Origin of the sequence: Pseudomonas sp. NPDC088444, assembly GCF_044900175.1 — a bacterium.
Taxonomy (GTDB): domain Bacteria; phylum Pseudomonadota; class Gammaproteobacteria; order Pseudomonadales; family Pseudomonadaceae; genus Aquipseudomonas.
On sequence record NZ_JBJDNK010000001.1, the window covers coordinates 194,654 to 216,339 of the forward strand.

Below are 21,686 nucleotides of genomic sequence, written 5' to 3' on the forward strand. Positions count from 1 at the left end.
TTAACGCAGGCGTACGGCAGCGCTGACGGCAGCACCGAAAATCTCGGCCACCTGATCGATCTGAATTGCGGTGATGATCAGCGGGGGCAGGAAGCGAATGACGCTGGAATGACGGCCACCGACCTCAATGATCAGCCCGCGTTGCAGGCACTCACGCTGAATCTTCGACGCCAGTTGGCCGTTCTGCGGGAAGCGGCCCAGCGTGTCCGGACGGCCTTCGGGGTCGACCATTTCCACGCCCAGCATCAGGCCCATACCACGCACATCACCCATTTGCGGGTAATCCTTCTGCAACGCGCGCAGGTGACCGCTCAGCCGTTCGCCCATGGCAGCGGCGTGTAGATCCAGTTGTTGTTCGCGCACGATGCGCAACGTGGTGGCCCCGGCGACCATCGCCAACTGGTTGCCGCGGAAGGTCCCGGCATGGGAACCCGGTTTCCAGACGTCCAGCGACTTGTTGTAGACCACCACCGCCATCGGCTGGCTGCCGCCGATGGCCTTGGACAGCACCAGCACATCCGGGACGATACCGGCGTGCTGGAAGGCGAACGGTTTGCCGGTACGGGCCACGCCACACTGAATCTCGTCGAGGATCAGCGGCACGCCTGCGTTCTGGGTGATGCGGCGAATTTCCCGCAGCCAGTTGGCGGACGCAGGCACCACGCCGCCCTCCCCTTGCAACGTTTCGAGAATCATCCCGGCCGGTGGCAGCACGCCGCTTTCCGGGTCGGTGAGCTGATTTTCGATGTAATGCAGGCCGATGCGTTCGCCCGCTTCACCGCCGACACCGAAGGGGCAGCGGTAGTCGTAGGGGAACGGCAAAAATTGCGCGTTCGAGGCCAGGCCATCCAGATAAGTCTTCGGCCCCAGGTTGCCCATCAGCCCCAGCGCGCCTTGGGTCATACCGTGATAGGCACCGTGGAACGCCATCAGGTTGCTGCGCCCGGTGGCGGTGCGCACCAGTTTCAGCGCCGCTTCTACCGCGTCGGTGCCCGCCGGGCCGCAGAACTGGATGCGCGCGTCCTTGGCGAACTCGGGCGGCAGCAAGGCGAACAGTTCGTTGATGAACTCGTCTTTCGCTTCGGTCATCAGGTCCAGCGTGTGCAACGGACGCTGACCGTCCAGCAGGCTGCGCATCGACTGCACCACTTCCGGGTGGTTGTGCCCCAGCGCCAGCGTGCCCGCCCCGGCCAGGCAATCGATGAACCAGCGCCCTTCGCTGTCCTGCACATGAATGCCCTGGGCGCGCTTGAGTTCCAGTGGAATGCGTCGCGGGTAGCTGCGCGCGTTGGACTCCACCGACGCCTGGCGCTCCAGACGCGGGGTCGGCGCGAACTGGTAGTGGGCGTTGGCCAGTGCGGCCTCCGGGTTCAGCTCGTTGATCGACGTCACGTTTTGTTGACTATGCATATTCCTGCTCCTGGAAATCTTTCGACTGAGGGCGTTCGTTGACTTGCGCGAGGGCCTCGGCAAGTTGAGTGATGAACTGCTGATCACGGACGATCGAGAGGTGGTCGGCATCGATCCAGGCCGAAACCTGCATGCGCCCACCCATGCCCTGCTCCAGTAGAGCCGGTGCGTTTTCGTTATTTTCCGGGGACCGCTCGGCCCACCAGGCGTACACCGGCACGCTGAGGGCAGGGATGTCCCGGCATTGGTTGGCCAGTTGACGCATGTGGCGCTCGACGCCGAGCAACTGCTGCCAGTGCTCATCGCCTTCTTCCGAATCCGCATCGATTTGAGGTCGAGGCGCGTTGTCCGGCACCGGTGGACGAGGCTGGCCCGCGCCCGGCACGTAGCCGTCGATCAGGCCGACGAATGCCACGCGCTTGCCCAGACGGGTCAGCAGACGAGCCATTTCCAGCACCATCGTGCCGCCCATGGACCAGCCGATCAGGCGATACGTCCCCGAAGGCTGGTGCTCCAACAGCGCCTTGACGTAATCCCGGGCCATCTGTTCGATGGAGGTGTCACGCCATTGGCCATCCAGCACCTGACGGTTCTGAATGCCCCACACGTCCCACTGCGTCGACAACCGGCGCGCCAGAGCGTAGTAACCCACCACCGTTCCACTGACCGGGTGCACGCAGAACACCGTTGGCTTCTCACTGACGCCCGTGCTCAGGCGAATCAGCGGATTCGGTGCGCCTTGGCTGCGTATGGCCTGTGCCGGTGTCACGTTGCCTACGGGCAGGCCGTCCAGCAGCTCGATCAACGCGGCGCGGTAAGCCGCTTGCAGGCGTTCGATGGACTGGCGCTGGTAACGCTGACCACTGAAGCGGAAGGTCAGCCCCAGTTTTCCAGCGAACACCTGGCCGTTGATTTCCAACTCGCGGTTCAGCGGTGTGGACGGATCCACCAACGCACCGGCGCTCACCTTCGACGGCGCGAAACGCCCATCGCCCAGATCCTGATCGAACTGGCCGAGGTAGTTGAACACCACTTTCGGCTCCGGCAGCGCCGCCAGTTGCTCGCGCACCCGCTCATGGCCCAGATAACGCAGCAGGCCAAAACCGACACCCTTGTCAGGCAAGCCACGCACCACGGCACGCACCTGCTCGACGGTCTGTTTGATGTCGCTCGCTGCCTCGACCCGCACCGGGAACAAGCTAGTGAACCAACCCACAGTGCGGCCGACGTCCAGACCTTCAGCCAACGCCTCACGGCCATGACCTTCCAGCGCCACCAAGTTGTTGGTCTGGCCAGTCCAGCCACTGAGGGCCTGGGCCAGCGCCGCCAGCAGGATTTCATCCATGCGCGCATTCAGCGCGGCAGGGGCTTCACGCAGCAGGCGATGGGTCAGGTCGGCGTCCAGCAACAGTTCGCACTGGTCGAGATCCTGCTGGGTCCCACGGCCTTGGGCGTTGTCCACCGGCCAGACGCCCTCTTCTTGCCCGATCAGCGTCAACCACTGTGCGGTTTCGGCTTCCCGTTCAGGAGCCTGCGCCGCCTGCACCAGATGCTGCGCCCAACGCTGATAGCTGCTGGATTTCGGCCCCAGATTCACCGGAGTCTCCGACGCCAGTTGCGTGTAGGCACGGGACAGGTCTTCCAACAACACGCGCCACGACACGCCGTCCACCACCAGGTGATGCGCCACCAGCAACAGGCGCTGGTTCTGGCTCTGATTCTGATTGCCAGCCATCTGCGCCAGTACCAGCCGCAACAGCGGGCCGTTCTCCAGATCGAGGCTGCGCTGGGCCTGTTCGCAGAGTTCAGTCAGCGCCTGATCATCCGCGACATCGCGAACCCACAGCCCATCCGTTGCAGGCGTTTCGCGATAGGTCTGTGCCCAGCCCTGCTCGCCTTGCGAACGGAAGCTCAGATTCAGACCGTCGTAATGACGCAGCACGGCGTCCAGCGCTCGGGCCAGCAGCGGCGCCTCCACCGGGCGCTGCACCTCCAGCAACAACGCCTGGTTGAAGTGCGCGCGGTTGGCCATCGGCTGTTCGAAGAAATGCGCCTGAATCGGGGTCAGCGCCACCGCGCCGTGCGGCGTCTCTTCGATCACTTCGGCACTGACCTCGACCACGGTCAGACGCAGCGCGAGGTCTTTCAGCCGAGGGTGGCTGAACACGTCCTTAGGCAGCAGTTTCAGACCGACCTGACGCAAGCGAGTGATCACCGCCAAGGATTGGATCGAGTCGCCACCCAGCTCGAAGAAGCTGTCGCGACGGCTGACGCCTTCAATGCCCAGCAGGTGTTGCCAGACCTTGGCCAACTGCTCTTCGCGCTCGCCCTGTGGTGCTTCGAACGCCTGATTGCCCACCTGCGGATCCGGCAACGCGTTGCGGTCCAGTTTGCCGTTCGGCAACTGCGGCAGGCGCTCCATCACGACGATATGCGCAGGCACCATGTACTCCGGCAACGTGTTGCCCAGTTGTTGCTTGAGGCTGTCTTCGTTAATGCCGCTGCCTTCGACATCGCCGCCGACATAGCCGAGCAAGCGTTTGCCGCTTGGGCTGTCGCGGACGATCACCAGCGCTTCACGCACGCCTTCGCAACCCTTGAGCGCCGCCTCGATTTCACCGGCCTCGATGCGGAAACCACGAATCTTGATCTGGTGGTCGATACGGCCCAGGTATTCCAGCAAGCCTTCGCTGTTCAAACGCACGCGGTCGCCACTGCGGTAGATGCGCTCACCCGGACGGAACGGGTGCGGCAGGAAGCGTTCGGCGGTGGCGCCGGGACGGTCCAGATACCCCCTTGCAACCGCCCCACCCAGATACAGCTCACCGGCCAGACCCTGCGGCAGCGGGTTCAAGTCCGCGTCCATCACGTAGCCTTGGCGATCACCCACCAGATCACCAATCGGCGCATAAGCGGTGGTGAAATCAGCCGTTTCCGCCGAAGCCAGCCACAACGTGGGCGTGACCACGGTTTCGGTCGGGCCGTAGCCGTTGATGATCCACAGCGGCTGCAAGTTGCGAATCACGTCGTGCAGCATTTCGCGGCTGAAGGCTTCACCGGCGAAGCAGTAGGTTTTCACCCCCGGCCCCTTCCCTTGCAAGCCCGCCCAGTCGGACAACTGACGCAGGTAGCTCGGCGGGAACGAGGCCACGGTGATGCCTTCGCGGATCAGCGTGTCGTAGGTCTGCTCCACGCTCCACAGCTCCTGATCACGCAGCACCACACGGGCGCCGTAACACATCGGCATCATCCAGCCTTCGTGGGCGCCGTCGAAGCTGATCGACAGGAAGTGGAACTTGCGATCTTCCGGGGTGAAGCGGTAGCGCTCGCCGATGGTCTGGATGTGCATCGAAATATCGCCATGGGCGATGGCCGCGCCTTTGGGCTTGCCGGTCGAACCCGAGGTGTAGATCAGATAGGCCAGTTGCTGCGGATGAATCACCACGTCCGGTGCCGTGACCGGTTCGTTGGCCACGTCCAGTTGATCCAGATTGAGCAACGGCACGTCGCCCACCGGCACGCGGTTCAGCGCAGCATCGTGGGAAATCAGCAGCTTCACGCCGCCGTCTTCGAGCATGTAGCGCAGGCGTTCGGTCGGGTAATCCGGGTCCAGCGGAATGTACGCCCCGCCCGCCTTCAGCACGGCCATGAACGACAGCCACAAATCGACACCGCGCTCCATGGCAATCGCCACCCGCACTTCGGTGCCGATGCCCCGCGCACGCAAGGCGTGGGCGAGCTGATTGGCGCGGCGATCAAACTCGGCGAAGGTCAAGCGTTGTTCGCCGTGCACCAGGGCAATCGAGTCAGGACGCAGGCGTGCGTGGTCAGCAATCAGTTCGTGAATCGGGCGATCCACGTACGGCGAGAACGGTGGCGTGTTCCACTGATCCAGCGCCGCCAGATCGGCCTCACTGAGCAACGGCAGGTCACCAATCGCGGTCTGGGGCTGTGCGCACACGGCGTTCAGCACGGTGAGCAACTGGCCGTACAGACGCTCCACGGTGGAAGCGTCGAACAGGTCGGTCGCGTAGTCGAGGTAGCCACTGATGCGGCCGTCCTGATGCTCGAACGTGCCCAGCACCAGATCGAACTGCGCGCCCTTGATGTCCCACTGCTGCGCCTCGCAGCTCAGGCCGTCGAATTGCAGCAGCGACATGTCCGGTTGCTGCTGATGGTTGTAGCTGACCTGGAACAGCGGGTTGACGCTCAGACTGCGCGCCGGTTGCAGCGCTTCCACCAGTTGCTCGAACGGCAGGTCCTGATGAGCATGGGCGCCCAGCAGGTTGTTTTTGACCTGCGCCAGCAATTGACTGAACGGCTGATCGCCGCTGACCCGCGCACGCAGCACCAGGGTGTTGACGAAGAAGCCGATCAACCCTTGGGTTTGCAGCTCGGCACGCCCAGCCACCGGCACGCCGATGCGAAGATCGCGCTGGCCGCTCAGGCGGTACAACAGGGTGTCGAAGGATGCCAGGAACAGCATGAACAGCGTGGCGTCCTGCGCCCGCGCCGTCTGCCGCAGCTTGTCGGCCAGCGCCTGTGGCAACACGAACGCATGGCGCCCGCCCTGACCATCGCGCTCGGCAGGCCGTGAACGGTCGGCAGGCAGTTCCAGCACCGGATGTTCATCGCCCAACGCCTCGCGCCACCAGTTCAACTGACGCTCACGCTCTTTACCGCTGAGCACCTTTCGCTGCCAGATCGCGTAGTCGGCGTAGTGCACGCTTAGGCTTGGCAGACTGGCGTCTTCGCCTTGAGAGAAAGCGCGATAGAGCGCGGCGAAGTCTTCCAGCATGACCTGCACCGACCAGCCATCGGAGATGATGTGGTGCATGCACAGCAGCAGGCGCCACTGATCCTCGGCCACGCGCACCAGCGCCACACGCCACGGCGCGCGCTCGGCATCCAGATCGAACGGCTGGTTCATGAAGGCATGGGCCAGTTCGCTGAAATCAGCTTCGACATCGGCACTGTCGCGCAGGTCATGCCGCGCCATCTTCACACTGCTCACCGGCAGAATGCGTTGCAGCGGAATGCCCTGCTCGCCCGGCCGGAAGCAGGTGCGCAGGCTTTCGTGACGGGCCGCCAGCGCGTCGAAGCTGCGCTGCAAGGCGTCGAGCTGCAACGCGCCGTTCAGGTGAAGCACACACGGCAGGTTGTACGCCGCGCTGTCCGGCTCCAGTTGCGCAAGGAACCACAGACGCTGTTGCGCGAACGACTGCGGTGCAACGCTCTGCTCGCTGCGGGGCAGCAAAGCTGGCAACGCCGCACGCTCGGCACGGGTGCTCAGGTACTGGGCGAGATCGGCCAGCACCGGCGCATCGAACAAGGCGCGCAACGGCAACTCCAGCGCGAGGTCGCGACGGACCTGCGCCACGAGTTGAATCGCCAGCAGCGAATGCCCGCCGAGTTCGAAGAAGTTGTCACGGCGCCCGATCTGCTCAACACCGAGCAAGTCTTGCCACAGGGCCGCCAGTTCGCGTTCGACGCCCTCCAGCGGCGCTTCGAAATCACGCTGTTGTACGTGCGGCTCGGGCAGGGCCTTGCGGTCGAGCTTGCCATTGGCTGAGAGCGGAAACTTGTCCAGCGTGACCAAGTGAGCCGGGACCATGTAGTCCGGCAGGCGCTGTTTCAGTTGGGTTCGCAGTTGCTCTTCGTCGAACGCCTCGGCAACCAAATAGGCTACGAGCTGCATGCCGGTGGCGAGTTGACGGGCGACTACGACCGCTTCGCTCACCGACGGATGATCCAGCAACGCCGATTCGATCTCGCCGATTTCTACACGCAGGCCACGCAGTTTGATCTGGTGATCGAGACGACCCAGATAGTCCACCTCGCCGTCAGCACGCCAGCGCGCCAGGTCGCCGGTGCGATACAGGCGCTCGCCATTGCCAAACGGGCTGGCGACGAAGCGCTCGGCCGTCAGGCCCGGACGCTGGTGATATCCACGGGCCAGGCCGTCGCCGCCGATGTACAACTCGCCCGGCACGCCAATCGGCTGCGGGTTCAGGCGGCTGTCAAGGATGTGAATTTGTAGGTTGGCAATCGGGCGGCCAATCGGCACCGATGCACCCGGCTCGTTGACGCAGGTCCAGTGAGTCACGTCGATGGCCGCTTCGGTCGGGCCGTAGAGGTTGAACAGGCCAGCATTCGGCAGGCGCTGCAAGGTGTCCCGTGCAAGGTCCGCAGGCAGGGCTTCGCCAGAGCAGACGATGCGTTTCAGCGAAGCACAGCCAGAGAGGTCGTCCTGGGCCATGAACGCAGCGAGCATCGACGGCACGAAGTGCAGCGTGCTGATCTGGTGTTGTTCGATCAACGCGGTCAGAAGCGCAGGGTCGCGATGGTCGCCGGGTTGCGCCATGACCAGGCGCGCCCCGACCATCAGCGGCCAGAAGAACTCCCACACCGAGACGTCAAAGCTGAACGGCGTTTTTTGCAGCACGGCGTCAGTGGCGTCGAGTTGATAAGCGTCCTGCATCCACGCCAAACGGTTGAACAGCGCGGCGTGGGTGTTACCTGCGCCTTTCGGTTTCCCGGTCGAACCCGAGGTGTAAATCATGTAGACCAGTTGCTCGGGATGAATCTCTACAACCGGCGCTGTGACCGGCTGATCATCCAATGCCAGATGGTCGAGGTTCAGCACCTGCAAGCCTTCTATAACAGGCAAGTCGCTGATCACCGCGTCGTGGCTCAACAGCAGGCCAATCCCCGCGTCTTCCAGCATGTAGCGCAGGCGATCCACGGGATATTCAGGGTCCAGCGGCACATAAGCAGCGCCCGCCTTCACCGCGGCGTACAGCGCGATGACCATTTCCACGGAACGCAGCGTCGCCACGCCCACCAGTGACTCACGACCTACGCCCTGAGCACGCAGGTAATGCGCGAGCTGGTTGGCACGCTGATCCAGTTGCTGATAGCTCAACACTTGGTCGCCGCACCGCAGCGCTTCACGCTCCGGATACAGTGCAGCCAGACGCTCGAAATGGCGATGCACGACCGGCGTTTCAGCCGACCATTCACGAGCCGTGTCATTGACCAACGCCAACTGCGCGCGGTCCTTCAGGTCCAGCACGTCGAAATCGCCAATCGCCGCATCCGGCTGTTCCAGCAACTGCGCAAACAACTGCACGAAGCGGCCATGCAAACGCTCGATGCTGGCGTGGTCGAACAGGTCGGTGGCGTAATTCCACGACCCGCCCCACGCGCCGTTGGCGTCCTCATGGGTGTTCAGCGCCAGATCGAACTGGCTGCTGCCGTCGTCCAGCGGCAGGATTTCAGCCTGCACGCCGGGCAAGGCCAGTTGGTCGAACGCGCGCTGCTGGTGGTCGTACGCCACCTGGAACAGCGGGTTGTGGCTCATACTGCGTTCAGGTTGCAGCGCTTCGACCAGTTGCTCGAACGGCAGGTCCTGATGGGCCTGGGCGCCTAGGGTTCTGGCTTTGGCCTGCTCCAGCACTTCACGGAAGGTCTGCTCTGCCGAGACTTCGGCCCGCAGCACTTGAGTGCTGACGAAGAAGCCGATCAGGCCTTCCACTTCCAGACGCGAACGCCCGGCAATCGGCACGCCAATGCGCAGATCGTTCTGCCCGCTCAGACGATGCAGCAGTACTTGATACGCCGAGAGCACCGCCATGAACGGCGTGACGCCCTGGGACTTGGCGAAGCCGCGCAGACGCTCGCTGAACGCGGCATCGAAGGCGAACAGCAGACGATCACCCTGATAGCTTTGCTGCGCCGGACGCGGACGGTCAGTCGGCAGTACCAGCACCGGATGGTCGTCACCCAGTTCCTCGCGCCAATAGCGCAGTTGCCGCTCGGCTTCCCCCGCCGCCAGCCAGTCGCGCTGCCAGGCGGCGAAGTCGGCGTACTGCACCGGCAACTCGGCCAGTTGCGCGGCACGGGCTTCCACGGCAGCGCCGTACAGCTCGCTGAACTCCCGCAGCAGCACGCGAACTGACCAGCCGTCCGAAATCATGTGGTGCAGGCACAGCAGCAGGCGCTGTTCGTTTGCCGTCACACGCACCAGCGCCACGCGCCAAACCGGGCTGTGGGACAGGTTGAACGGACGCTGGACGAAGCCTTGCGCCAGTGCATTGAACGTGGCTTCAACGTCATCTTCAGCGCTGATGTCCAGACGTTCGATCTCGACCGAACGCGCAGCCTCGATCTTCTGCAACGGAATGCCTTCACCGGCCATGAACCGGGTACGCAACACTTCGTGGCGTGCAGTCAGCGCGTCGAAAGCGCTCTGCAAGGCCGCTTCGTTCAGCTCGCCAATGAAACGCACGGCCCCCGGCAGGTTGTAGGTGTGGCCGCCCGGTTGCAGTTGGTCGAGGAACCACAAGCGTTGTTGCGAGTACGATTGCACCGCTTGCGTGGCGTGCCGCGGCGTCAGTTCAAGCTGCGACGCGGGTGCGTCCAGTTGCGCGACGCGCAGGGCGAAATCCGCCAGACGCGGCGCTTCAAACAGCGCGCGCAGCGGCACGCTGAGGCCGTGCTCATGGCGCAGGCGCGAGATCAGTTGCATCGCCAGCAACGAGTGGCCGCCAAGCTCGAAGAAGTGATCGTTACGCCCCACCGCGTCAAGGCCCAGCAACGGCTGCCACAATGCGGCGAGTTGTTGTTCCAGCGCGGTTTGCGGCGCTTGGTAGTCGCTGGAGCTGATCTGTGGATCTGGCAGCGAATTGCGGTCCAGCTTGCCGTTGGGCAGCTGTGGCAGGCGCGCCATGACGATGATGTGCGCCGGAATCATGTGCTCCGGCAGGGTCACTTTGAGCTGCTGTTTGATTTGCTCGTCGTTCAGGTCGTTACCGCCGACGTAGCCCAATAGCTGCTTGCCGTTCGCCCCGTCACGCACAATGACCAGCGCCTCACGCACGCCTTCACAGCCTTTCAGCGCCGCTTCGATTTCACCGGCCTCGATGCGGAAACCACGAATCTTGATCTGGTGGTCGATACGGCCCAGGTACTCCAACAGACCTTCGCTGTTCAAACGCACGCGGTCGCCGCTGCGGTAGAGGCGTTCGCCCGGACGGAACGGGTGCGGCAGGAAGCGCTCGGCGGTCGCACCCGGACGGTCCAGGTAACCCCGTGCCACGGCGCCACCGAGATAAAGTTCACCGGCCAGGCCTTGCGGCAGCGGGTTCAAATCAGCGTCCATCACGTAGCCTTGGCGATCACCCACCAGATCACCAATCGGCGCATAAGAGGTGGTGAAATCAGCCGTTTCCGCCGAAGCCAGCCACAACGTGGGCGTGACCACGGTTTCGGTCGGGCCGTAGCCGTTGATGATCCACAGCGGCTGCAAGTTGCGAATCACGTCGTGCAGCATTTCGCGGCTGAAGGCTTCACCGGCGAAGCAGTAGGTTTTCACCCCCGGCCCCTTCCCTTGCAAGCCCGCCCAGTCGGACAACTGGCGCAGGTAGCTCGGCGGGAAGGATGCGACGGTGATGCCTTCACGAATCAACGTGTCGTAGGTCTGCTCGACGCTCCACAGCTCCTGATCGCGCAACACCACACGTGCGCCGTAGCACAGCGGCATCATCCAGCCTTCGTGGGCGCCGTCGAAGCTGATCGACAGGAAGTGGAACTTGCGATCTTCCGGGGTGAAGCGGTAGCGCTCGCCGATGGTCTGGATGTGCATCGAAATATCGCCATGGGCGATGGCCGCGCCTTTGGGCTTGCCGGTCGAACCCGAGGTGTAGATCAGATAGGCCAGTTGCTGCGGATGAATCACCACGTCCGGTGCCGTGACCGGTTCGTTGGCCACGTCCAGTTGATCCAGATTGAGCAACGGCACGTCGCCCACCGGCACGCGGTTCAGCGCAGCATCGTGGGAAATCAGCAGCTTCACGCCGCCGTCTTCGAGCATGTAGCGCAGGCGCTCGGTCGGGTAATCCGGGTCCAGCGGGATGTACGCCCCGCCCGCTTTCAACACGGCCATGAACGACAGCCACAAATCGACGCTACGTTCCATGGCAATTGCCACTCGCACTTCGGTGCCGATGCCACGAGCGCGTAAGGCGTGGGCGAGCTGATTGGCGCGGCGATCAAACTCGGCGAAGGTCAAGCGTTGTTCGCCGTGCACCAGGGCAATCGAGTCCGGACGCAGGCGTGCGTGGTCGGCGATCAGTTCATGAATCGGGCGATCCACGTACGGCGAGAAGGGTGGGCGGTTCCAGGCGTGAATTTCGCAAAGGTCCTGCTCGGTCAGCATCGACAGCTCGCCGATGCGCGCCTCGGGGAAGCGGCAGAGGCCATCCAGCAGCGCCTGGAAGTGGCCGCACAGGCGTTCGATTTGCTCGGCGGTGAAGACGTTACTGTGGTAGTTGACGTGGATATGGGCGTTTTCACCCGCGACCACGGCCAGGCTCAGCGGATAGTGCGTTTTGTCGCTCAGTTCGACCGAGCCCAGGTTGACACCTCCAACGTGTTTTTCGCGGAGCACGTCGTCTACCGGGTAGTTTTCGAACACCACCAGGCTGTCGAACAGGTCACGCCCGGCGTGCCCGGCGTAGCGCTGGGCTTCGAACAGCGGCGTGTGTTCGTGTTCACGCAGTTCCAGGTTGTGGGCCTGCAGGTCGTTGAGCCAGTCGCCGACCTTCTGCTGCGCGTCTGGCGCCTGCACCAGCGGCAAGGTGTTGATGAACAGGCCGAGCATGCGCTCAATGCCCGGCACCTGAGCCGAACGGCCCGACACCGTGGCACCGAACGCCACGCGCTTCTGCCCGGTGTAGCGCTGCAACAGCAGCACCCACACCGCTTGAATCAGGGTGTTGGCGGTCACGCGCTGACGGCGTGCGGCGCTGTTGAGCAGCGCGCTGTCCAGATCCATCGATTTGACCAGCACCTGCGTCGGCAGCGGCTCGCCGGTAGCGGACGTTGGCGCGGTCAACGCAGTGGCCATCAAAGTCGGCTGCTCGAAACCGGCCAGATGGGTTTGCCAGAACTGCGCGCTCTGTTCGGCGTCGCGGCTCAGCAGCCATTCGACGTAATCGCCGTAATGCCCGGCAGGCATCGGCGCAACGTCGGACATCGCTGCCTGAATCACTTCGCCCAACACCGCCGCACTGCTCCAGCCGTCGAGCAGGATGTGGTGGAAGGTCCACACCAGTTTCCACAGGGTCTCGCTCTGGCGCACCAGCAATACCCGCATCAGCGGGGCGTCCTGCAAGTTGAACGGCGTTTCCCGCTCAGCGGCCAGCACGTCGGCCAAGGCTTGATCACCGTGGCGCAGGTCCAGTTCGCGCACCTGCAACGTCGCATCGCGACGAATCAATTGCACCGGTTGCTGAGTGCCGCTCAGGCGCAGGAACGAAGCGCGCAGGATCGGATGGCGCTGCACGGCGGCGGTCCATGCGGCCTTGAAGCGGGCCAGCGGCAGGTGGTCGATGTCCAGCGCGACCTGGTTGATGTACAGATCGCGGGCAGCATCCGCACTGTGGCTATCCGCAAGTTCGCTGTGGAACAGCAGGCCCTGTTGCATCGGTGTCAGCGGGTAAAGCTGTTCAATGTCGCGCGCCGCAACGGGCAGCGCGTCCAGTTGCGCCTGGGTCGGCGCCAGCGCCGGGAAGTCCGACGGGGTAACCGCCGAACGGCTGCGGCAGTGAGCGATGAGCGCGTCCAGCGCTTCGCCGTACGCGTCCAGCAGGCGTTGAATGGACGCCGCTTCGTGACGTTCGCCGCTGTAGCTGCAGGTCAGGCTGAACTGGCCGTCACGCACTTGCGCGTCGATGGACAACTCGCAGGCCATCGGCGCGTCGGCGGCGCGCTGGTTGCCGCTGCTTTCGGTCGCCAGGTTGAACAGGCCACTGCTGTTCTGCACGCGGCCCATGTAGTTGAACAGCACGCAGCCATCCAGCGCTGGCAGCGCTTCGCCGCGCAGATGACGCAGCAGGCCGTAGCCCAACCCGCCATGGGGCACGGCGCGCAGGGTTTCCTTGGTGTGTTTGAGGGCAGCGTCGAGGTCGTCATCCGCATGCAGGCTGACCGGGTACAGGCTAGTGAACCAACCCACGGTGCGCGACGGGTCGAAGCCGTCGAACAGGTCTTCGCGGCCATGGCCTTCCAGCGCAATCAACGCGCGAGGCTCGCCGCTCCACTGGCGCATGGCGCGGGTCAATGCCGTCAGCAGCAGGTCGTTGATCTGCGTGCGATACGCCGCCGGGGCCTCGTTGAGCAACGCTTGCGTGCGCTCGGCATCCAGTTGCAGGTGCAACTGCTGCACTGCGCCTTGCTGCGATGTGCCCTTGGGGTGGGTGCAAGGTAATTGGGCTGCGGCGGGCAGGCTTCGCCAGTAATCGGCTTCGGCCAGCACGGCGTCGCTGTAGGCGAAGTCCAGCAGACGATTGGCCCAGCGCTGGAACGACAGGCCCTTCTCGCCCAGATCGACGGTCAAACCTGCCTGCGCCTGAACGTAGGCGTTGTGCAGGTCTTCCAGCAGCACGCGCCACGACACCCCGTCCACCACCAGGTGATGGACCACCAGCAGCAAGCGCTCGCTGCCATCGGCCAGCGTGAAATGCACGGCGCGCAGCAGCGGGCCTTCTTTCAAATCAAGGCTGGCTTGAGCCTCGTCACAGGCTTGAGTGAGCTGGGCCGCGTTGACTTCGCGCTGCCACAGCAAGCCTTCAGCGCTTTCCTCTGCGCGATAACGCTGCTGCCAGTGGCCGTTGTCCTGCTGCACGAAACCCATGCGCAGCGCGTCGTGATGGTTAATCAGCGCCTGCAACGCCTGCGCCAGTGCCGGGGCTTCCAGCGCTTCGCTCGGGGTCAGCAGCAGCGACTGGTTCCAGTGGCTGCGACGGCGCATCGGTTGTTCGAAGAACCAATGCTGGATCGGCGTCAGCGGGATGTCACGGTTGAATTCGACACGCGCCAGGGCGGCGGTTGCATCGCGGTTGACCAACTGGACAACTTGGGCGACCTGCGCCAATTCGGCGATGGTCTGGCGTTCGAACATCTGCCGAGGCGACAGCTGAATCCCGCGTTTCTTGGCGCGGGAGATGATTTGCAGGCTGAGGATCGAATCGCCGCCCAGCGCAAAGAAATTGTCCTGCCGACCGACTTGCGCTACGCCAAGCAGGTCTTGCCACAGGGCTGCCAGTTCGCTTTCGACACCGCTCAGTGGTGCCTCGAAATCACGTTGCTGCACCTGCGGTTCAGGCAGGGCCTTGCGGTCGAGCTTGCCATTGGCTAAGAGCGGAAACTTGTCCAGCGTGACCAAGTGGGCCGGGACCATGTAGTCCGGCAGGCGTTGTTTCAGTTGGGTGCGCAGTTGCTCTTCGTCGAACGCTTCAGCGACCAGATAGCCCACGAGCTGCATGCCGGTGGCCAACTGACGAGCCACCACAACCGCTTCGTTGATCGCAGGATGATCCAGCAGCGCCGATTCGATCTCACCGATTTCCACGCGCAGACCGCGCAGTTTGATCTGGTGGTCGAGACGACCCAGATAGTCCACCGCGCCGTCAGCACGCCAGCGCGCCAGGTCGCCGGTGCGGTACAGGCGTTCGCCGTTACCGAATGGGCTGGCAACGAAGCGCTCGGCGGTCAGGCCCGGACGCTGGTGATATCCACGGGCCAGGCCGTCGCCGCCGATGTACAACTCCCCCGGCACGCCAATCGGTTGCGGGTTCAGGCGGCTGTCGAGGATGTGGATTTGCAGATTGGCGATCGGACGGCCAATGGGCACTGACGCACCCGGCTCGTTGACGCAGGTCCAGTGAGTCACGTCGATGGCCGCTTCGGTCGGGCCGTAGAGGTTGAACAATCCTGCGTTTGGCAGGCGCTGCAGGGTTTCCCGAGCGAGGTCGGCAGGCAGGGCCTCGCCAGAGCAGACGATGCGTTTCAGCGAGGCACAGCCGGATAAATCGTCCTGCGCCATGAAGGCCGCAAGCATCGACGGCACGAAGTGCAGCGTGCTGATCTGGTGATCAGCGATCAACGCAGTGAGCAGCGCCGGGTCGCGATGATCACCCGGTTGGGCCATGACCAGACGCGCGCCGACCATCAGCGGCCAGAAGAACTCCCAGACCGACACGTCAAAGCTGAACGGCGTTTTTTGCAGCACGGCGTCAGTGGCGTCGAGTTGATAAGCGTCCTGCATCCACGCCAAACGGTTGAACAGCGCGGCGTGGGTATTGCCTGCGCCTTTTGGCTTCCCGGTGGAACCCGAGGTGTAAATCATGTAGGCCAGTTGCTCGGGATGAATCTCGACAACCGGCGCGGTGACCGGCTGATCATCCAATGCCAGACGATCCAGATTCAGCACCTGCAAGCCTTCGATAACTGGCAGGTCGTTGATCACCGCGTCATGGCTCAGCAGCAAACCAATCCCGGCGTCTTCGAGCATGTAGCGCAAGCGGTCCACCGGGTATTCCGGGTCCAGCGGCACATAAGCGGCGCCCGCCTTCACCACGGCGTACAGCGCGATGACCATTTCCAAGGAACGCAAGGTGGCAACACCCACCAGCGATTCACGGCCCACGCCTTGCGCACGCAGGTAATGCGCGAGTTGGTTGGCACGTTGGTCCAGTTGCTGATAACTCAACACCTGATCGCCACAGCGCAAGGCTTCACGCGCAGGATGCAGCGCGGCCAGACGCTCGAAATGGCGATGCACGATGGGCGTTTCACCGGCCCAGTCGTGGGCCGTGTCATTGACCAAGGCCAACTGAGCCCGGTCCTTCACATCCAGCACGTCGAAGTCGCCAATCGCTGCGTCCGGCTGCTCCAGCAATTGCGCGAACAACTGCACGAAGCGGCCATGCAAGCGCTCGATGCTGCTGGCGTCAAACAGGTCGGTGGCGTAATTCCAGTTGCCCGCCAGCTCACCGGCGGCGTTTTCCCAGGTGTGCAGGGCCAGGTCGAATTGCGCGCTGCCGCTGTCCAGCGGCATCAGGGTCGCGCTCAGGCCGGGCATCAATTGCAGCGCTTCGTCCTGGCGCTGCTGATGGTTGTACAGCACCTGAAACAGCGGGTTGTGGCTCAGGCTGCGCTCAGGGGCCAGGGCGTCCACCAATTGCTCGAATGGCAAATCCTGATTGGCCTGCGCGCCTTGGGAGGTCAGGCGTACGGTGTCGATGATCTGGTTGAAGGTGGCGTCGGCCGTGACCTCGTCACGCAGAATCTGGGTGTTGACGAAGAAGCCGATCAACCCCTCGGTTTCAGCCCGTTGACGGCCGGCAATCGGCACGCCGATACGCAGGTCGGTCTGGCCGCTGAGCCGTTGCAGCAACACTTGGTAGGCGGCGAGCATCACGGTGAACAGGGTCACGCCACGCTGTTTCGCCACCTCGCGCAGGCGGGCAGCCAGCGCGCTGTCGAAGCTGAACGGCAGGCGCGCGCCGCGATAGCTCTGGCGCGCCGGACGTGGACGATCAGCAGGTAATTCCAGTACCGGCGGCTCGTCGCCCAATTGCTGTTTCCAATAATCCAGTTGGCGGTCGCCCTCACCGGCTTCCAGGCAAGCGCGTTGCCACAGGGCCACGTCGGCATAGCTCAACGGCAGCGCCGGGAGCGCCGAATCGTCGCCTTCAAGCGCCGCGCGATAGGCTTGTACGAAGTCCAGCAACAGCACTTGAATCGACCAGCCATCGGCAATGATGTGGTGCAGGCAGACCAGCAGCACATGGTCGTCCACGGCGCGTTTAACCAGAGCCACCCGCCACAACGGGCCTTGTGCGAGGTCGAACGGGCGACGGGCGAATTCATCGGCCAGGCGTTGCTGCTCAACGTCATCGGCGGCGTTCAGTTGCTCGAACGGCATCGCCTGAGACGTCAGAACCACCTGTTGCGGCGTGCCGTCTTCAGCGCTGTCGAACACCGTGCGCAGGCTGGCGTGGCGCTCGGCGACACGGGCAAATGCCCGTTGCACGGCGGCCACGTCCAGCGTGCCTTTCAGGCGCAGGGCGCCCGGCAGGTGATAGGTGCTGTTGCCCGGCTCCAGTTGTTCGAGAAACCACAGACGCTGCTGAGAAAAGGAGGTCGGACTGCGCTCGCCAGCCACACCGGACGGGATTGGCAAGGCCGACGCGTCCAGCCCCTGCTCACGCAACTTGCCCAGAAACACCCGGCGCTGCACCGCGCCGAGGCTGAGGAAGCGGGTGGCCAGTGCCAGCAGCTTGCTGTGCGAAGTCATGCTCGGTTGCGACATCAGTTGCTTTCCTCCAGCTCATTCATTAACTCGTCCAGCGCATCGAGGCGGTCGAGCGTCAGGGTCTGCCCCTGCAAGGTGTCGATCAGGGCGGCCTGTGCAGCGACGGTGGTGGCCTCGAAGGCTTGCGCCAACGGAATGCTCACGCCCAAGCGCTCGCGAATGCGCGACAACAGCCGTGTCGCCAGCAGCGAGTGCCCACCCAGTTCAAAGAAGTTGTCGTCGCGACCGACCCGCTCGACGTTCAGCAGGCCCTGCCAGAGTTCGGCGAGGATTTCCTCGCGTTCGCCCTGTGGCGCTTCGAAGTGACGCGCCTGCACGGTCGGCGCAGGCAAGGCCTTGCGGTCCAGCTTGCCGTTGGCGTTGCGTGGCAGGCGGTCCAGCAGCATCACGTGGGCCGGAACCATGAACGCAGGCAGTTCCTGACCCAACGCGGTCTTGAGCACGTCGATGGACAGCGCATGCTGAGCCTCGGCAACCACATAGGCCACCAGTTGCGGACCGTGGGCGGTGGGTTGCGCGCTGACCACGGCGTCGTGCACCGACGGTTGCGCCAGCAGCACGTTTTCGATTTCGCCCAGCTCGATGCGCTGGCCGCGAATCTTCACTTGGAAGTCGGCGCGACCGACGTACTCCAACGCACCCTCGGCGTTCCAGCGCGCCAGGTCGCCGCTGCGGTACAGGCGTGCGCCCGGCTCACCAAACGGATCCGGCAGGAAGCGTTCAGCGGTCAGGCCCGGACGTGCTGCGTAGCCACGCCCTACCCCGATACCACCGATGTACAGCTCACCCACCACTCCCGGCGCCGCCAGTTGCAGGCTGGAATCCAGCACGTACAAGCGGTTATTGTCGGTCGGGCGACCAATCGGCATGTTGGCTTTGGCAGCCGGCGCGGCGGTCAGGGTGTGCAGAGCCACGTCGTCGGCACATTCCGCCGGGCCGTAGGCGTTGACCAGCGGCACGTTCGGGTAGCGGTTGAACCAGCGCGCAGCCAGGTCCACGGTCAGTGCTTCACCGGTTGGCAGCAACCAGCGCAGCGCGTCGAGCTTGTGCGGCGCGACGGCGAGCATGCCGTCGATCACCGCCGGTACGCACTCCAGCACACTGACCTGATTGGCCACCACTTCTTCCAGCAGGCGTTGCGGGTCATGCACCACAATGTCCGGCAGAATTTCCACGCGCCCGCCAAACAGCGGTGCCGTCAGGAATTGCCACACCGAAATGTCGAAACCGGTGGCGGCGGTCTGGGCGATCACGTCGCCCTCGCCCAGACGCAGGTACGGCAGCTTGGACATCTGGTTGTTGAGCATGCCGCGCTGGTTGACCATCACCCCTTTCGGCTCGCCCGTGGAGCCCGAGGTGTAGATCACGTAAGCCAGTTGTTCGGCGCTGGCGTAGCGACCCGGATTGTCATCACGGCCGTTCGCCAACAGGTCTTCCAGAATCAGCAGTCGCGGCTTGTTGGTCTCGATCCCTTGAAGAATGGCTTCGACGTGCACGAGGCAATCCCGTGGCGTCAGCAACACAGGCGCCGCGCTGCTGACCAGCATCCGCGCACTGCGCCCCGCCGGATGACGATCGTCCAGCGCGAGGTAGGCACCACCGGCCTTGAACGCACCGATGATCATGCTCAGCAGCGGCAGGCCACGCGGCGCGAACAGCGCCACCACGTCATCGCCCTGCACACCCGCTGCAATCAGGCCGTGGCCGATGCGGTTGGCATCGCGATTCAACTGGTCGTAGCTCAGGCTCTGGCCCTGGCAACGCGCGACTTCCAGCGACGGATGCGCCTGCACGCGGGACTCGAAACGCTCCAGATAGCTGATCTCGTACCAGTGCTTCTGCACCGGCCCTTCACCGTAGCCCAGCAGTTGCGTGCGCTCGGCCTGCTCCAGGACCTGCAACTGGTCGAGGGTCTGCTGCGGGTTGTCGATCAGTTGCGACAGCAAGCGACGGAAATGCCCGACCAGCGTTTCCATGTCGGTGTCGTTGAAGTGGCGGGTGTCGTAGGTCAGCTGCAATTGCAGCGATTCGCCTGGCAGCAACACCACGGTCAACGGGTAGTTGGTGTGGGTGCGGTTGGCCAGTGGATTGATCCGGTATTCGTTCACGGCCTGCTGAACCTCGGCGCCCAACGGAACGTTTTCAAAGACGAACAGGCTGTCGAACAGCGGTTGGCCACGGGGGGTGTCGGCCAGCAACTGGATGTCCGCCAGCGACATGTGCTCGTGCTGACGCATCTCGGCGTTCTGCGCCTGCAACGCGTTGAGCAACTCCAGCGCCGAGGCGCCCATGCCCGGACGCTGAACCCGCAGCGGCAGCGTGTTGATGAACAGGCCTAGGGCGCCTTCGATCCCCTCCAGTTCGGTCGGACGCCCCGCGACCGTGACGCCGAACAGCACTTCTTCGCGGTCGGCATGACGCATCAGCAACAAGGCCCAGGCCGCCTGCACGAAGGTGTTGGCGGTCAGGCGATGCTGCCGGGCCTGATCGGCCAGTTTCGTGGTCTGCGCATTGCCGAGGGCCAGGGTCACGTCGCGCATTTGCGGCTCGCCGTGAGGGCTGTGGCGATACGGCAACGGCGTGACATCGGTAAACCCGGCCAGCGCCTGACGCCAGTAGTCGCGGCTGACGGCTTCGTCTTGCTCGGTGAGCCAGGCGAGGAAGTCGCGATACGGACGTGCGGCAGGCAGGCTGACGTGACGCCCGTCGAGGAACGCCCGGTAATGGGCGAAGAACTCGGTGAGCATCAGGCCCCGGCACCAGGCGTCGATCAGGGCGTGGTGGTGGCTCTGCACGATGCGGAAATCCGCTTCGCCGAACTTCACCAGGCGCAGACGCAGCAGTGGCGCACGGGCGAAATCAAAGCCCTGCTCCCGTTCGGCGGCCAACACTTCTTCCAACTCGGCCTCGGCGGCTTCACGGGACAAGTGACTGAGGTCGATCAGTTGCGCAGGCGACGGCACGCGGCGCATGACCACCTGACGCTGCACCCCGCTTTCCAACCCGTGGAACGCGCTGCGCAGGGCCGGATGACGTTGCACCACTTGCTGCCAGGCGAACTTGAACGCTTCGAAATCCACCGCGCTGCCGACCTCGTACTGGTCTTGCATCAGGTAGATGCCGTTGCCGCGCTCCAGCAGGCTGTGCAGCAGAATGCCCTGCTGCATCGGCGCCAGCGGCAGGATGTCTTCAATCTCCCGCGCCGGGATCGCCAGCGCGTCCAGTTGCGCCTGGTTGAGACCGGCCAGCGGGAAGTCCGAAGGGGTCAGACCGGCGTTGTGTTCGTCGCTGCAATGGGCAATCAGTTTCACCAGTTGCTCGCGATACAGCGCCACCAGTTGCTCGATGCTTTCGCGGCTGAAGCGCTCGGTGCTGAAGGTCCAGTCCAAGTGCAACTGGCCATTGCGCACCTGGCCATCGACCGTCAACGCGTTGGCCAAGAGGCCTTGCGGATCGCGCAAATGTTCGAGGGTCTGGCTGGACAGCGAGAACAGCGCACCCTCGGCGTCGTCAAAACGGCCCAGGTAGTTGAACGTCACGCCCTGTCCCACCAGTTCGGGCAGGTCAGCCTTGGACAGGTATTTGAGGACGCCGTAGCCCAAGCCTTTTTCCGGCACGGCGCGCACCGCTTCCTTGACCGTTTTCAGGGTGGCGATGGCATCGTCGCTGGCATCCAGTGCCAGCGGGTACAGACTGGTGAACCAACCGACGCTGCGGCTCAGATCCAGCGCGCTTGCGGCAGTTCCAGCGACGTTCTCACGGCCATGGCCTTCAAGGCTGATGACGTGACGACGGCGCCCGGTCCATTGCCACAACGCCTGAGACAACGCCGCCAGCAGCAGATCGTCGATGCAGGTGCGATAGGCCGCAGGCGCCTCGCTGAGCAGACGGCGAGTGTCTTGCGCATCAAGGGTCAGGCTGACGCTCTCGCTCGCGCCGATCAGGCTTTGAACCGAGGAGTCCCCCGGCAGGCAGGCATCGGCGGCAGCAAAGCCTTGCCAGTGCGGCAATTGCGCGGCCAAGGCCGGGCTGCGTGCGAGGTCTTGCAGCGCGTGCGACCACGTCTGGAAGCTCGCGGTTTTCTCGGCCAGCGCCATGTTTTGCCCGGCGGCCA

Annotated in this window: 3 protein-coding genes (1 of these 3 cut by a window edge); all 3 read right to left on the minus strand. The window is 64.0% G+C overall.

Annotated features, from left to right (window positions below):
* Tightly spaced (each overlapping or abutting the next), the 3 genes in view from ACI2KB_RS01220 to ACI2KB_RS01230 form a layout consistent with a single transcriptional unit that may run on beyond the window.
* Window positions 1-1,410 carry an aspartate aminotransferase family protein gene (locus ACI2KB_RS01220; protein ID WP_404630596.1) on the minus strand — a complete coding sequence of 470 codons (1,410 nt, stop codon included), beginning with the start codon at window positions 1,408-1,410 and terminating at the stop codon, window positions 1-3.
* Window positions 1,403-17,569, minus strand: coding sequence for a non-ribosomal peptide synthase/polyketide synthase (locus tag ACI2KB_RS01225; protein ID WP_404630598.1), 16,167 nt, complete (start codon window positions 17,567-17,569; stop codon window positions 1,403-1,405). Before ACI2KB_RS01225 ends, ACI2KB_RS01220 begins: the two co-directional genes overlap by 8 nt.
* Window positions 17,569-21,686, minus strand: the 3' portion of a protein-coding gene (locus tag ACI2KB_RS01230; protein WP_404630600.1) for an amino acid adenylation domain-containing protein. The gene runs 5,614 nt beyond the window's last position; the window shows 4,118 of its 9,732 coding nt (coding positions 5,615-9,732); its start codon lies off the right edge, out of view — the gene reads right to left on this strand; the stop codon is at window positions 17,569-17,571. The genes ACI2KB_RS01225 and ACI2KB_RS01230 overlap by 1 nt, the downstream gene beginning before the upstream one ends.